This window comes from uncultured Senegalimassilia sp., from assembly GCF_934630535.1.
In the GTDB taxonomy this organism is placed as follows: domain Bacteria; phylum Actinomycetota; class Coriobacteriia; order Coriobacteriales; family Eggerthellaceae; genus Senegalimassilia.
Map to the genome: position 1 here is coordinate 42,443 of NZ_CAKTVU010000011.1, position 14,934 is coordinate 57,376.

The window sequence follows — 14,934 nt, forward strand, 5'->3', positions numbered from 1 at the left end:
GTGTCCACAAAGCGAGTTCCGCACGACGCAAAAGCCCCAGTGGGGCTTTTGCCAAAGCAGGACTGTCTGAGCGACTGGACACCACCCAGTCGCTCAGCGTCCGGGACTAGAACAGCCCCGTGATCTTACCGGTCTCGTCGACGTCGATCTTGAAGGCCGCGGGGCTCTTCCCCAGGCCCGGCATGGTCATGATGTTGCCGGTGAGCGCCACCACGAAGCCGGCGCCGGCGCTGACCTTGACGTCGCGCACGGTGATGCGGAAGCCGCGCGGCGCGCCCAGCTTCGTCTGATCGTCGCTGAAGCTGTACTGGGTCTTGGCCATGCACACGGGCATGTCGCCGAAGCCGAGCTTCTCCAGCTTCGCCAGCTCCTTGGCCGCCTTGGCCTCGAAGTTGACGCCGTCGGCGCGGTAAACGTTCTTGGCAACGGCCTCGATCTTCTCGCGCAGGCTCAGGTCATCGCCGTAGGAGAACTGGAACGTGTCGGCGCTGCGGCCGGCCTCATCGCCGTTCTCGCACAGGCGCACGACCTCGTCGGCCAGCGCCAGGCCGCCCTCGCCGCCCTTGGCCCACACCTCGGACAGGGCCACGTTCACGCCCAGCTCGCGGCACTTGTCCTCGACGAGCTTCAGCTCGGCCTCGGTGTCGGTGGGGAAGCGGTTGATGGCCACCACGCACGGCAGGTTGTACACGTTCGTGATGTTCTCCACGTGCTGCAGCAGGTTGGGCAGACCGGCCTCGAGCGCCTGCAGGTTCTCCTCGTTGAGCGCGTCCTTGGCCACGCCGCCGTGGTTCTTGAGCGCGCGGACCGTTGCCACCACGACGACGGCGTCGGGCTTCAGGCCGGTCAGACGGCACTTGATGTCCAGGAACTTCTCCGCGCCCAGGTCGGCACCGAAGCCGGCCTCGGTGATGCAGTAGTCGCCCAGCGCGCGCGCCATCTGCGTGGCCATGATGGAGTTGCAGCCGTGCGCGATGTTGGCGAAGGGGCCGCCGTGCACGAACGCCGGCGTGCCCTCGAGCGTCTGCACGAGGTTGGGCTTGAGCGCGTCCTTGAGCAGCGCGGCCATGGCGCCCTCGGCGTGCAGGTCATGCGCGGTGACGGGCTGGTCGTCGAAGGTGTAGCCGACCACGATGCGGCCAAGGCGCTCCTTCAGGTCGGTGATGCTGGTGGCCAGGCAGAAGATGGCCATGATCTCGCTGGCCACGGTGATATCGAAGCCGTCCTCGCGCGGCACGCCGTTGGCCCTGCCGCCCAGGCCGCACACGATGTTGCGCAGCTGGCGGTCGTTCATGTCCACCACGCGCTTCCACGTGATCTTGCGGACGTCGATGCCCAGCTCGTTGCCGTTATGGATGTGGGCGTCGAGCAGCGCCGCGAGCAGGTTGTTGGCAGCACCGATGGCGTGGAAGTCGCCGGTGAAGTGCAGGTTGATGTCCTCCATGGGGATGACCTGGGCGTATCCGCCGCCCGCGGCACCGCCCTTGATGCCGAACACAGGGCCCAGGCTGGGCTCGCGCAGCGCCACGACGGGGTTCTTGCCGCGCTTCTGCAGCGCGTCGGCCAGGCCCACCGTGGTAGTGGTCTTGCCCTCTCCGGCCGGCGTGGGGTTGATGGCCGTCACGAGCACCAGCTTGCCCGGCGCGTGCTCCTGATCGCGCAGCAGGTTGTAGTCCACCTTAGCCTTCGTGGTTCCGTACTGCTCCAGGTACTGCTCGGGCACACCCGCCTTCTGCGCGATGGCGCTGATGGGTTGCGGAGTCGCTGCCTGGGCGATTTCGATGTCGGTCAACACGTCGGGGCCTCTCTCTCGTCTGGATGCGGACGCGCCCCGTCCCTTTGCGAGGCGCATGAACGTAGGTGCCATTGTAGCGGCGGGCCTTGCCCGCCATCGAACCGCAACCGTTAAGAAACCTAGATTTCAAGGCAACGGCGAAAATGCGGTCAAATTTGTTGCAATTATGGAGAAGCAGGCGCGGGAAAGCGCCTTGCAGGGGGTTTCCAAGGCGCAACGGGGGCGCGAAACGCCGACAGAGGACCGCACGCAAGCCGCGCGGCGACCGGCGAACGCGCCCCGGGGCCGGCGGACGCCGCCAACGGCCCGGGGCGCAAGCGCGCCTTAGCCCAAGTCTTAGTCGGGACGGCCGTACAAGCCGGTGGTGTCGTTTTCCATGAAGTTGTCGTAGACCAGGCGCAGGCCCTCGAGCGTCAGGTCCTGGTTCACATGCGTGATGGTGCGCGAAAGCGGCGCCACGCGGCGGGCCAATCCGCCGGTGGCCACGACGGCCGCCTTGTAGCCGAGCTGCTCGAACATGCGGTTGACCAGGCCGTCGACGCGATCGGCCTCGCCGTAGACGATGCCCACCTGCATGGCCTGCGCGGTGTTGCGGCCGATGGAGGTGTGGGGGTTGACCAGGTCGATGGCTCCCAGCTTGGTGGCATGGCTGAACAGCGCGCGGGCGCTGGTGTCCACGCCGGGGGCGATGACGCCGCCGGCGAACGTGCCCTTCCCGTCGATCACCTCCATATTGGTGGCGGTGCCGAAATCGACCACGACCACGGGCGCCCCGTACAGCTTGTGGGCCGCCACGCAGTCGGCGATGCGGTCGGCGCCGATCTCGCGGGGGTTGGGGTAATCGCCGGCATCGAACAGCCCGGCGGCGTTCTCGGCGGTGCACACCACCGCGCGCACGCCGATCATCTGCTTGGTCGCCTGCTGCCACGCGTCGGTGAGCGCCGGGACGACCGACGCCAGCGCCACGCCGCTGATGTCCTCGAACGACACGCCCTCGGAGCTGAGCAGCGGGATGAGCTTCACGCGCAGCTCGTCGCACGTGTGCAGCTTGTTCGTGGCCACGCGCCAGCGGAAGCGCAGCTTCTTGTCCTCGTACACGCCCAACACGGTCTGGGTGTTTCCCACGTCTATTGCCAGCAGCATGGCGCCGCTCCCCTCGTTCTCAGGTTCCCCGCCGCAATGCATCGCAACGGGGTCGATTTTTCCGTGCATCAGTATAACAGCAGGCTGCGATGCGGTTCGCGAACATGCGGGAAGCTTCCGGAATCATACCCGGCATGCACCCGCGCCGAGCGTTCGGGAACGGGATCGTCCGGCCGCCATGTCGGCCGGACGGATAGCGCTACGTCCCCGAGGTGTCCGAACCGGGCCGTTTTGCCCCGGGGAGGTAACGTGTTTTTGACGGGAAGGCCACTTGTCGCGCCGATGCGGGTATAGTTGTCGCAAGAACACGGAACGGCTGCCTTCCTGCGGCGCGGGGCGCTCGGCATCCTGCGCCCCGCGTACCGCACAAGCAGCTTTCGCAATGGAAAGAAGAGGCCCATCATGAACGAAACGCCTTCGCGCATCCTGGTCGTGGACGACGAGCCCTCCATCACGGAGTTCGTCGGATACGCCCTGAAGAAGGAGGGCTTCCAGCCCGACGTCGTGGACAACGGCGAGGACGCGCTTGCAATGGCCCAGGAAAACGACTACGACCTGTTCGTCCTGGACATCATGCTACCCGGCATGGACGGCTACGAGCTGTGCCGCCGCCTGCGCACCAAAACGTCCGCGCCCGTGCTGTTCCTCTCGGCGCGCGACACCGAGCTGGACAAGGTGGTGGGGCTCGAGATCGGCGGCGACGACTACCTGGCCAAGCCCTTCGGCGTGCGCGAGCTCATCGCCCGCGTCCGCGCGCTGCTGCGCCGCAGCCAGGGCAACGAGCTCACGGCGAACAGCCACGCCATCACCGCCAGCGGCATCACGCTCGACGAGGACGCGCACACCGCCACCGGCCCGGCCGGCGACATCGACCTGACGCCCCGCGAGTTCGAGCTGATGGCGTGCCTCATGAAGAACGCGGGCAAGGTGGTCTCGCGCGAGGAGCTGCTGCGCGACGCCTGGGGCTGGGAATACCTTACGGAAACCAAAACCGTGGACACCCACATCAAGCGCCTGCGTGATAAGATCGAGCAAGCCGGATACGATCCCGGTCTTGTTGAAACAGTTCGCGGTTACGGATATAGGTTCAAGCTATAAAACGGCTGCAGACATATTTCGCGCTCCTGGCCACGCTGCTCAGCCTGCTCGCAGCGGTGGTGACGGCCGTCGTGTGCATGCTCGTGTACGACGCCTCCATAGCGATCCTGCTGACGCTGATCCCCATAGGCGTGGTCATCTTCTGCATCAGCCTGCTTATCGGGCACTTCCTGTCCGAGCCGCTCAGCGACCTGGCGAAGAAGACGGCGGCGTTCCGCAACGGCGCCCCCGTCACGTTCGAGCCCGACGGCCGCATGTACGAGGCCGACCTGCTGACCAGCGATTTCAAGCGCCTTGTGCAAACCACCACCCAGCAGCAGCACGACCTGGCCATCAAGGAACGCCGTCAAAACGAATTCATCAGCGACGTCGCGCACGAGCTGCGCACGCCGCTGACCGCCATCCGCGGCAACGCCGAGATGCTCGCCGACCCCGACCTGCCGCCCTCGCTGCACGATAAGTTCTGCGACATCATCGTGAACGAGAGCGAGCGCCTCAGCCGCTTGACGCACGACCTGCTCACCTTGCAGCGCATAGAAAGCTCGCCCATCCCTGAAACCATGCAGCGCGTGAACCTGCACGATCTGGCGAACAGCGTGGTCGACGCGTTGTCGCCCATCCTGCACGACCGCCAGGCGAACACGAAGGTCTCGGGCGAGGCGCCCGATGTGCTGGGCAATCCCGACAGCTTGCGACAGGCCGTCACCAACCTGGTCGAGAACGCCAGCCGCTTCATCAAGCCCGGCGGGCATATCAGAGTCGAGCTGTTCGGCATGAACGGCAACTCCATCATCGCCGTGAAGGACGATGGCTGCGGCTTCGGCGATGTCGACCCGAAGCTGCTGTTCGACCGCTTCTACCGCACCGACGCCAGCCGAACGCGCGGCACGGGCGGCACGGGCCTAGGCCTTGCCATCGTGAAATCCATCGCCGAGGCGCATGACGGCACCGTCGAGGCCGTCAACCTCCCCGAGGGCGGGGCGTGCTTCATGATCGCCATCCCCTCCATCCCCGCCGACATCTCGGTGAAGAAGCCCCATGGGAAGACCAAGGCCATCTAAGGACAGCCCTGCTCATTAAGCCGATAGCCGGCAAACAAGCGGGCCGCTTCCGCAGGCGGTCCCAGCCCATCCGTCACATGCGCTTGCCGCTTCCGCCGGCTGAAGCGTCCCCAAGCCCCCAGGCATTTGATTCACCTGCGCATCGATTCCAGTGCAGGCAAGGGCTATGACGTGGGGATTCGCAGGGGCCAACGCATGCGATGCTATACTCGAACGCAATCGACACGCATCACTTCCGAGGCGCATCGCCTCGCATACCAAAGGAGCATCATGGGTTGCACCATCATCGGCTGCGGCAAGCAGCTGCCCGCACTTGACGTGCCAAACGAAGAGCTGACCAAACTGGTTGACACCACCGACGAGTGGATCTCCACGCGCACGGGCATTCTCTCCCGACGCGTTTGCGTGACCGAGGGCAACGTGGACATGGCCGAAGGCGCCGCACGCCAGGCGCTCGGCTGGGCAGACGGCGGCTATTCGCAGTGCAAGGTGGCTCCTGAGGACATCGACCTCGTCATCTACTCCACCATTTCGCCCGACGAGATGGTCCCCACCTGCGCCGCCGTGCTACGCAGGCGGTTGGGCCTGGTCAACGCCGCGGCGTTCGACATGAACGCCGCATGTACGGGCTTCATCTACGGCCTGACCATCGCCGAGTCCATGATGGCCGCAAGCGCCCCGAGCGCTGCAGGCGCAGCGGGCCGCAACCCCATCAGGCGCGCGTTGGTGGTCGGCGGCGAGCGACTGACCCGCGTCGTCGACTGGGCCGACCGTAACACGTGCGTGCTGTTCGGCGACGGCGCCGGCGCCGCCGTAGTGGAATGGGACGAGCGCAAACCCGGCATCCTGTCGTGGTTCATCAAAAACGACGACGACCACACCAACGCGCTCACCTGCCCCGCCTGCTTCGACGCGCCCCAGCCGTTCACGCCCGAAGGCGTCGACCCGAACGCATTGCAGCAAGCCGATCCCAGCATCGCCCTCATCGATGCCGAGCTCGACACCACGGAGCGCATCGCCGCCGGAGCTCCGCGCCAGGTCCTGAGCATGCACGGCCAGAAGGTGTTCAAGTTCGCCACCAGCGCCATGCCCGCCGCCATCGAGGAAGTGCTGCACCGTGCGAACCTGACCATCGACGACGTGCAGTTCATCGTGCCGCATCAGGCGAACCTGCGCATCATCAAGTACGCCGCCAAGCGCATGGGCCTGCCGCTCGAGCGCTTCCAGGTGTCCATCGCGCATCGCGGCAACTCGTCATCGGCATGCATCCCCATGACGCTGTGCGATGCGTACGAGAACGGAAGCATCCACCCCGGCGACAAGGTGGTGCTCGTAGGCTTCGGCGGCGGCTTCACCAGCGGCGCCGTGCTGTACGAGGCATAACAGCCCGCCGACCTCGGCTCTCCGACTCTGCGAGGGCAAGGCGGCGCAGCAGCCGCGAGGTCGTCCAGCAAGCCCGCGTGTGCGGGTGCGCCAAACCCCTCCTTTGCGCACCCGCACGCCCGACAGCCGGAAACCCCGTCCGCAAACCTTACGCCCCGCACCCTGCGCCAGAACGCGAAAAGGCCCGCTCATGCGGGCCTTTTCGTTGTGCTTGGGATATGCTTAATCGCTTATGCGCGATGCCCCACGGCGGCGTTGACGGCGCGGGCGCAGATGACGGCCGCGACCAGCTTCGCCAGGTCGACCAGGATGAACGGCGCAACGCCGGCCGCGAAGGCGGCGGCGGGCGTCATAGACGCCACGGCCATCAGCTGAGCCCAGCCGCACACATAAGCGACGGCAAGGAACACCAGGCCGGTCAGGAAGTCGATCGCGAACGCACGGGCGCCCTTCGCCTGGCCATCGCGAGCCAGCACGGCCTTCAGGCCGAAGCGCACGGCCACGGCAAGGCCCACGCCCAGCAGGTAGCCCCACAGAAAGCCGCCGGTCGCACCGGCTAGAACGCCGATGCCGCCGCGCATGCCGCTGAACAAGGGCACACCCACGGCGCCCAGAACCAGGTACGCAGTGATGGCCGCAACGGCCTCTTTCGGCTGCAGCACCAGCACCATGAACGCCACGGCGAAGATCTGCAGCGTGAACGGCACGGGGCCCAGGGGCACCGTCACCCACGCCGATACCGCCGTGATGGCGACCGTCAATGCGACGAACGCGATCGAACGCGTGCGCGACCCGGCGGCCGTCTTCTTCTGAACCTGTTCCACAACTTCCCCTTCCTTGTCCTCCCGGTTCGCCCGGAAGGCCCATCCGCGACACCATCGCGGCGATCGTTGCGCCGAACGCATCGATCCATTTCCTACAATTCACAGCGGAATTGTAGCACGCGCACAATTTCCCTCGCCGGTTTTGGCCGCAAAAAAGCCTTGCAGCGCAAAATCGTTGCAAGGCTGAAACAAATGAGCTTACCGAAGCGAGCGCCATCAGCGGCAAGAAGAGGGCGCTACGCTCAAGCTGGGCGCCCTCGGGGAGGATGCGGACGGCGCCACCAGCAACGGCAATGGGGCGGCATATCCCCGATGAGCATTCGCCCTTCGCACCGTTAGAACTTGGCCTGCAGCTGGCCGTTCTCCAGCTTGCGCAGGCGCTTGAGCTCCAGCAGGACGAACACGCCGGTGGTGAAGATGGCCAGGAAGTCCGCCACGGGGCACGCGAAGTACAGCGCGTCCAGACCCGTATAGCCCGGGAACCATACGGGCATGACCATGGGCAGGCCGATATAGAGCGGGATTAGGAACAGGATCTGGCGCGTGAGGGACAAAAACACCGACTTCGCCGGCTGGCCCGTTGCCTGGAAGTAGTTCGAGCCCACGATCTGGAAGCCCACGAACGGGATGAGGAACAGCTGCACCTGTAGGGCGAACACCGTGAACGACAGCAGGTTCGGGTCGGTGATGCCGAAGAAGCCGACGATTTGGGCGGGGAACAGGTGCACGAGCGCCCACAGCACCACGGCGATGACCGTGTTGCCCGCAATGCCCCAGGCCAACGTCTTCTTAACGCGCTTGAACAGGTGCGCGCCGTAGTTGAAGCCGAGCAGCGGCTGGATGGCGATCGACATGCCGATGAGGGGCAACACCACGAACGATGCCACGCGCTGCACCACGCCGATGGACGCCAGCGCGCCCTCCGCGCCGATGGGGCTTTGCGCGCCGTACATGTTCAGCAGGTTGTTCAGCACGAAGTTCACCGCGGCCATGCCCGCCTGGACGGCAAAGCTTGCCAGGCCCAGCGACAAGATCAGGCGCACGGTCTCGCCGTGCAGCGGCATCATATGCAGGTGCAGGCGCATGGGGACGCCCTTCGTCAGGCAGAAGTACCACAGCACCGTGGCGCACGAGATGGCCTGGCCGCACACGGTGGCAAGCGCGCTGCCCACGACGCCCATGCCCATGACCAGCACGAACAGCGCGTTGAACACGGTACACGCCACGGCGCCGATGATCATGGTGCCCAGCGCGCGGTTCGGGGCGCCGGCGGTACGGATGAAGTTGTTCACGCCCATGCCGATGCACTGGAAGATGAAGCCCAAGCTGATGATGCGGATGAACTGCATGGCGTAGTCCCAGTCCTCGGGAGTGGCGCCCGACACGCTGAGCAGCGCGTTGATGCAGGCAGGGATGAACATGGCGATGGCCACCACAACGGAAGCGATAAGGGAAAGCGTGACCGTGTTGCCCAGGCTACGCTCGGCCTCCTCGGGCTTGCCCTCGCCCATGCGCAGTGCGGCCAGGGCGTTGCCGCCGTTGCCCACCAGCATGGCGATGGCCATGAACACCGTCATGATGGGCATGGCCACCGTGGCGGTGGACAGGCCGATCTCGCCCATAGCCTGGCCCAGGAAGATGGAGTCGATAACGTTGTACGCGCCGTTGACCAGCATGCCCAAGATGGAGGGGACGGCGAACTCGGTGATAAGGCGCGGGATGGACTCCGTGCCCATACGCGTTACCTTGTCGTGCTGCTTAGGTTTGCCCTGGTGGCCGGAGACGGCGGGCTTGCCCTGGGCGTCCGCCGGATGGGCCGATGCCACGGATCCGTCCTTCGTTTCTAGCTCTTGCGTCATGCTTACGTGCTGCCTTTCGAAACCTTTTACTACCTAAAATATTCGTCAGCTTTCCATTGTATGACCGGCGGCCTACAGACAGCGCACGCGGAAAGATCCCGTGCCGGGATTCCATCGTTCATGCATATCAAATCGAGAAGGGAAGACGGGCGACGCCTAGCGGATATGGGCCTCGCCCGAGCTCGCGAACACCTCCACACCCTCCGGCGTGCGCAGCACCAGCCTACCGTCCGGGGCCACGCGCGTCACCGTGCCCGCCGCCAGCACGTTGCCCGAAAGGTCCTCCATGCGCACGAAGCGGCCGGACAACGCGGAGCAAGCGTCGAACTCGGCCTGGAAGGGCTCGAAGCCCTGCTCGCACCACAGCGGGTATACGATGGCAAGCTGCTCGCACAGCGCATCGGCCACAGCGCGGATGCGGTCTTCGACAGAGCCTTCGCAAAATCCCAGCTCATCCAGGTACACCGGGATGTTCTTCCCTGCCGGCGCGGATGCGGCATCGGCCGGACGGGCAACGTTGACGCCCACACCCACGCACAGCGCCCGCGCGTGCATCTCCGTTGAGATGCCGCACAGCTTATGGAAGGGGCGCCTAGGCTGGGAGTCGCCGTCGGGGGCAGCGCTGTCGAAGCCAGCGCCGCAAAGGAGCGAAGACCCCTTCCCGCAAGCGGAACCCTCGCCTGCCGCGGGCGCGGCTTCATCCAGGGAAGCGGGCGCTTCGGCAACCACGATGTCGTTCGGCCACTTCACCTGCACGCGGCCGTCAAGCTCGGGGACGAGGCTTGTAATCGCGCGGCGGACGGCCAGACCCACCAGCAAGCTGAGCGTGGGAAGCTGGGCCGGCGGCACGCTGGGGCGCAGCAGGAACGATTGGTACATGCCGCCGATGGGACTTTCCCATGCGCGACCCTGCCTGCCGTAGCCGGCGGTCTGCCGTAGGCCGCGCACGGCCAGCCCCTCGGGCTCTCCGATCTCGATGGCGCGTTTGATCAGGTCGTTCGTTGACGTGACGGTCTCAAACGATTGCACGCGGAACTGCATACCCAGCACCTTTCTCCCCCTATATGACGCCACGGCACAAGAACGCCGTGAAGCAATGGCAGGCCCAGGATCGCCCGGCAGCCGAAAGTCTGAGACCCCCTCCGCCCGAAGCCCGGACCTGCAGCCAAGCACCAAAGCCTGCGAGCCCGAAGCCCGGACCATCAAGTGCGCCCTGGCGCCCTTCGGTCATCCGCAAGCCCTACCGTTTTCCGCAGCTTAACGGCTGACGCGCTCGGCCTTCCCGTAACGCTCGGATTCCGGCTTGGCCGCCTTCGCAACGCACACGTCGTCGGCCAACACGTGGTTCGGGCGCAGCTCCAGCAGCGGCTTCAACACGAAGTCGCGCTCGAGGATGCGCGGATGCGGCAGCGTGAGCACGTCGTTGTCCGTGACGTAGAGCTGATAGTCCAGGATATCCAGGTCGCACGTGCGCGGGCCGTTCTCGATCTCGCGGACGCGGCCCAGGCTGTTCTCGATGGCGTGCAGGTATCCCAGCAGCTCCTTCGGCGCGATGCCCGTGCGCAGCAGCACCACGGCGTTGACGAACGTGTCCTGGTCCTCGTAGTACGCCGGCTCGCTCTCGTAGAAGCTGGAGATATCGATGATCTGCGAATCGGGCAGGCTGCACAGCTCGGTGATGGCCTGGTTGAGCATGGCGATCTTGCCCTCAAGCTCCTCGCCGGGCTCGGCCACCAGCGGCACGTTGCAGCCCAGGCCCAAGAACGCATACGGGCGCATGTCGGACAACGCCTTCACCGTTTCGGCCACGTTGTGCGCACGCACGACGCCGGCGCCCAGCTCGCACGCCATGAGCGCCTCGGTGGCGCTCACATGGTCGCGTTCGACCGGGTCGTCGATGCCGTAGGCGAAGCCCAGATAGCTTTTGCGGGACACGGCCACCATGACCGGATAGCCCAGACGCGCAAGCTCCTGGAAGTTGCGCACGAGCTCAAGGGTCTGCGACGCCGTTTTGCCGAAACCCGGGCCCGGGTCGACGCAGATGCGCTCGGGCGCCACGCCGGCGGCCTCGAGCATGGCCGCCTGATCGCGCAGATAGTCGCGCACCTCGGCCACCACGTCGTCGTACTGCGGGTTCTGCTGCATGGTGCCCGGCTCGCCCTTCATGTGCATGACCACCACGCCGCAATCGCTTTCGGCGGCGACCTGCACCATAGCCGGATCACGGAAGCCCGAGACATCGTTGATGATGGCGGCGCCGGCTTCCACGCACGCCTTGGCAACAGCGGCGTGACGGGTGTCGATGCTCACGCAAACGCCCTGCTCGGCAAGGGCACGCACCACGGGAAGCACGCGAGCCGTCTCCTCCTCGACGCTCACCTCTGCCGACCCGGGGCGCGTGGACTCGCCGCCCACGTCGATCATGTGCGCCCCCTCGTCGAGCATCTGCTGCGCCCAGGCCAGCGCCGCCTCGGGCGTGTTGTGCGTGCCGCCGTCGCTGAAGCTATCGGGCGTGACGTTGAGGATGCCCATGACCACCGGCTTGCGCGTATCGAACTCGAACGAGCCGCATTTCCACATCATGCTGAATGCCTTTCTTTCAAAAGAAGGCGAGCCTGACGGCCCGCCTTCTTGCTGTACCTTGACGTTTTCACATCGCGCCCGCCGCACCGGGGCTAATGGCCCGATGCACCGCGCACAAGCGCTCCCGCCGCCGCCCACCGCGAAGGTGCGGCGCGGCACCACGCCGGCTTACTCTGCCGGCGGATACGGGGGCTGCTGACCGCCCGTGGGGGGAACCGGCGGCTGAGCGCCGGCCGGTTGCGCAGGCGGCACCTGGCCGGCCTGCTGGCCGTTCCAGTTCGGGTCGGCAAGCTGCTCGTCGCGAGCACGTGCCGCCGCCTCCTCGGCCTCCTTCGCGGCGATGATATCGCCCTCGCGCTGGAGATAGTCGCTCCAGTTGTTGTCGAGCAGCGCCTTGCAAGCCTCGCCCTCGACGGTCTCGCGCTCGATCAGCACGCTTGCCATGAGGTCCATCTGCTCGCGATGCGTGCTGAGGATCTCGTAGGCGCGGTCGTGCGCCTCCTTCATGATGCGCGCGACCTCGTCGTCGATGCGGCGGGCCGTCTCCTCGGAGTAGTCCTGCGTGTTGCCCATGTCGCGGCCCAGGAACACCTCGTGGTTAGGCTGGCCGAACACCTGCGTGCCCAGCTCGGCGGACATGCCGTACTGCGTGACCATGGCGCGGGCCATCTTCGTGGCGCGCTCCAGGTCGTTGCTGGCGCCGGTGGTCACATCGTCGCAGAAGATCTCCTCGGCCACGCGGCCGCCCATGAACACCGCCAGCTCGTCGCGCATCTCGCCCACCGAGTTGAGGACCTTGTCCTCCTTGGGGATGGACAGGGTATAGCCCAGCGCGCGGCCGCGGCTGATGATGCTGATCTTGTGCACCGGGTCGGCCTTCGGCAGCAGGTGACCCACCAGGGCGTGACCGCTTTCGTGGTAGGCGATGGTGTGCTTGGTCTGGTCGTCCATCACGCGGCCCCTGCGTTCGGGACCGGCGATGACGCGCTCCATGGACTCGCTAACCTCTTGCTGCGTGATGATCTTCTTGTTGCGGCGCGCGGTCAGAAGGGCAGCCTCGTTAAGCAGGTTTGCCAGGTCGGCGCCGGAGAAGCCGGGGGTGAGCTTGGCAACGGAGGGAAGGTCGACGTCGCTGCCGAGCGGCTTGTTCTTCGCATGCACGGTCAGGATGCGTTCGCGGCCCTTCACGTCGGGCACGTCCACCACGATCTGGCGGTCGAAGCGGCCGGGACGCAGCAGCGCGGGGTCGAGCACGTCGGCGCGGTTCGTGGCGGCGATGAGCACCACGGAGTCATTGGCCTCGAAACCGTCCATCTCCACGAGCAGCTGGTTGAGCGTCTGCTCGCGCTCGTCGTGACCGCCGCCCAGGCCGGTGCCGCGCTGGCGACCGACGGCGTCGATCTCGTCGATGAAGACGATGGAGGGGCTTGCCTCTTTAGCCTGCTTGAACAGGTCGCGCACGCGGGAGGCGCCCACGCCCACGAACATCTCGACGAAGTCGGAGCCCGAGATGCTGAAGAACGGCACGCCCGCCTCGCCGGCCACGGCACGGGCCAGCAGCGTTTTACCGGTGCCCGGAGGGCCCACCAGCAGGCAGCCGCGCGGGATCTTCGCGCCCATGGACTGATACTTGGCGGGGTTGGCCAGGAAGTCCTTGATCTCCTGCATCTCCTCGACGGCCTCGTCGACGCCGGCAACGTCGGCGAAACGCACGTCAGGGCGCTCCTCGATGCTCTGCTTGGCCTTGGCCTTGCCGAAGTTCATCTGCGAGTTGTTCGCCTTCGCCATTTGGTTGAACAGGAAGAACAGCATGGCGCCGATAAGGATGATGGGCAGCAGCGTGGTGAGGATGTCGCCCCACGGGCTGGGGGTTTTCACCTCGTACTTGATCTCGGGGTGCTGCGCCATCAGCTCGGACAGCGAGCTGCCGGCCCACGTGCACGTGAACTTATGCTCCTGGCCGAGCGTTTGGGATTCGATGTCTTGCGTGCCCACGCCCGAGAGCGCCTTGCCCGTATACGGGTCCTTCAGCGTTGCCATGCCGGCGTTCATGGCGTCGATGGCGCTGTTGAACGCATCGGCGGCGGAATCGCCGGCGGTGACGGCGGGGTAATACGTGCCGGACACGGTGTAGTCGCCGGCGCTGTACGTGACCTCCGTGACGCGGTTCTGGTCGACCGCCTGCAGGAACTCGGATGCCACCAGCTTATCGGTGGTGCCCTGCGAAGCTTCCGACATGCTCATGAACTGCTGGCCCACGAAGAAGGCCACCAGCAGGAAAAGGACAACCGAGATGATGGTTGTCCGGGGATTGGGCTGCTGGATCTGGGGTTTGTTGTTTTGCGGCATAGGCCTTGCTTTCCTAGTTGTAGAGCTCGGGCTTCAGGACGCCGATGTACGGCAGGTTGCGGTAGCGCTCGGCGTAGTCCAGGCCGTAGCCCACGATGAACTCGTCGGGGCACTCGAAGCCCACGTATGCGCAGTCGATCTTAGCCTGCGCGCGGGTTTTCTTACGCAGCAACGTGGCGACCTCGATGGACTTCGGGTTGCGCGCCTTCAGCGTTTTCAGCAGGTAGGTGAGCGTGAGGCCGGAGTCCAGGACGTCCTCGGCGATGACCACGTTGCGGCCCTCGATCTGGGAGGACAGGTCCTTCAGGATGCGGACCACGCCGGAGCTTTTCACGCCGTTGCCGTAGGACGAGACGGCCATGTAGTCCATTTCGCACGGCAGCTTGATCTGACGTGCCAGGTCGGCCATGAAGATGGCCGCGCCGCGCAGGACCGAGATGAGGATGACGCCATCGGGGTCGTCCTTGTAATCCTGCGTGATGCCCGCGCCGATCTCGGCGACGCGCTGTTTGATTTCATCCTCGGTGAACAGGATTCGATCGATGTTTTCGTGCACGATGATTACCTCTTCGATGCATTTCGCCTGAAGAGCGTCCTAGACGCCCTTATATGAACGAGCACAAGTGTACCATTCGCCCCGAGCGGGCACATGACAATACCGTAACGCCACATAAATATGAGCGCCTGTGAACCGACCGAAACCGCCGGAGGCGGCGCGCTGCGCATGCCCGCCGGGACAAGCAGGCGATGCCGCCAAGGCGTCGGCACGCCCTAGACGCGAACCGGGGCGCCGCAGCGCCCCGGGATGCCGAGGGCCCGCCGCTCGCAGGAGCGGCGCA

Annotated in this window: 11 protein-coding genes; 3 read left to right on the forward strand and 8 right to left on the reverse strand. The window is 65.7% G+C overall.

Annotated features, from left to right (window positions below; all coding sequences use genetic code 11):
* Positions 1-106 precede the first annotated feature (106 nt).
* Both Q0D52_RS06965 and Q0D52_RS06970 read right to left on the reverse strand, forming a co-directional pair.
* Positions 107-1,795: a formate--tetrahydrofolate ligase gene (locus Q0D52_RS06965; RefSeq protein ID WP_294381276.1), complete on the reverse strand. Its 1,689-nt coding sequence runs from the start codon at positions 1,793-1,795 to the stop codon at positions 107-109.
* 336 nt (positions 1,796-2,131) lie between these two features.
* Complete coding sequence (locus Q0D52_RS06970; protein ID WP_294361784.1) at positions 2,132-2,938, reverse strand: type III pantothenate kinase; 807 nt, start codon at positions 2,936-2,938, stop codon at positions 2,132-2,134.
* A 402-nt stretch (positions 2,939-3,340) separates the two neighbouring features.
* Here Q0D52_RS06970 and Q0D52_RS06975 point away from each other — a divergent pair, with 402 nt between their 5' ends.
* The 3 genes from Q0D52_RS06975 (at position 3,341) to Q0D52_RS06985 (ending at position 6,480) form a co-directional block, all read left to right on the forward strand.
* Complete coding sequence (locus Q0D52_RS06975; protein ID WP_294381277.1) at positions 3,341-4,036, forward strand: response regulator transcription factor; 696 nt, start codon at positions 3,341-3,343, stop codon at positions 4,034-4,036.
* Between the two features lie 59 nt (positions 4,037-4,095).
* Positions 4,096-5,097, forward strand: coding sequence for a HAMP domain-containing sensor histidine kinase (locus Q0D52_RS06980; RefSeq protein WP_294381278.1), 1,002 nt, complete (start codon positions 4,096-4,098; stop codon positions 5,095-5,097).
* 270 nt (positions 5,098-5,367) lie between these two features.
* Complete coding sequence (locus Q0D52_RS06985) at positions 5,368-6,480, forward strand: 3-oxoacyl-ACP synthase III family protein (RefSeq protein WP_294381280.1); 1,113 nt, start codon at positions 5,368-5,370, stop codon at positions 6,478-6,480.
* A gap of 230 nt (positions 6,481-6,710) precedes the next feature.
* Here Q0D52_RS06985 and Q0D52_RS06990 read toward each other — a convergent pair whose 3' ends face one another.
* The 6 genes from Q0D52_RS06990 to hpt all read right to left on the reverse strand — a co-directional run bounded on the left by Q0D52_RS06990 (position 6,711) and on the right by hpt (position 14,651).
* Positions 6,711-7,304 carry a biotin transporter BioY gene (locus Q0D52_RS06990; RefSeq protein WP_294381282.1) on the reverse strand — a complete coding sequence of 198 codons (594 nt, stop codon included), beginning with the start codon at positions 7,302-7,304 and terminating at the stop codon, positions 6,711-6,713.
* Between the two features lie 335 nt (positions 7,305-7,639).
* Positions 7,640-9,163 carry an MATE family efflux transporter gene (locus tag Q0D52_RS06995; RefSeq protein WP_294381284.1) on the reverse strand — a complete coding sequence of 508 codons (1,524 nt, stop codon included), beginning with the start codon at positions 9,161-9,163 and terminating at the stop codon, positions 7,640-7,642.
* 156 nt (positions 9,164-9,319) lie between these two features.
* Positions 9,320-10,204, reverse strand: a complete 885-nt coding sequence (locus Q0D52_RS07000; RefSeq protein ID WP_294381286.1) for a biotin--[acetyl-CoA-carboxylase] ligase — start codon at positions 10,202-10,204, stop codon at positions 9,320-9,322.
* Between the two features lie 216 nt (positions 10,205-10,420).
* The gene (gene folP / locus Q0D52_RS07005) at positions 10,421-11,746 is read right to left on the reverse strand and encodes a dihydropteroate synthase (RefSeq protein WP_294381288.1); all 1,326 of its coding nucleotides are present in this window, start codon (positions 11,744-11,746) and stop codon (positions 10,421-10,423) included.
* Positions 11,747-11,914: 168 nt separating this feature from the next.
* The gene (ftsH, locus tag Q0D52_RS07010; RefSeq protein ID WP_294381290.1) at positions 11,915-14,095 is read right to left on the reverse strand and encodes an ATP-dependent zinc metalloprotease FtsH; all 2,181 of its coding nucleotides are present in this window, start codon (positions 14,093-14,095) and stop codon (positions 11,915-11,917) included.
* Positions 14,096-14,108: 13 nt separating this feature from the next.
* Positions 14,109-14,651 (reverse strand): hypoxanthine phosphoribosyltransferase, encoded by a 543-nt coding sequence (hpt, locus tag Q0D52_RS07015; RefSeq protein ID WP_294381291.1) that lies wholly within the window; start codon positions 14,649-14,651, stop codon positions 14,109-14,111.
* Positions 14,652-14,934: the final 283 nt, after the last annotated feature.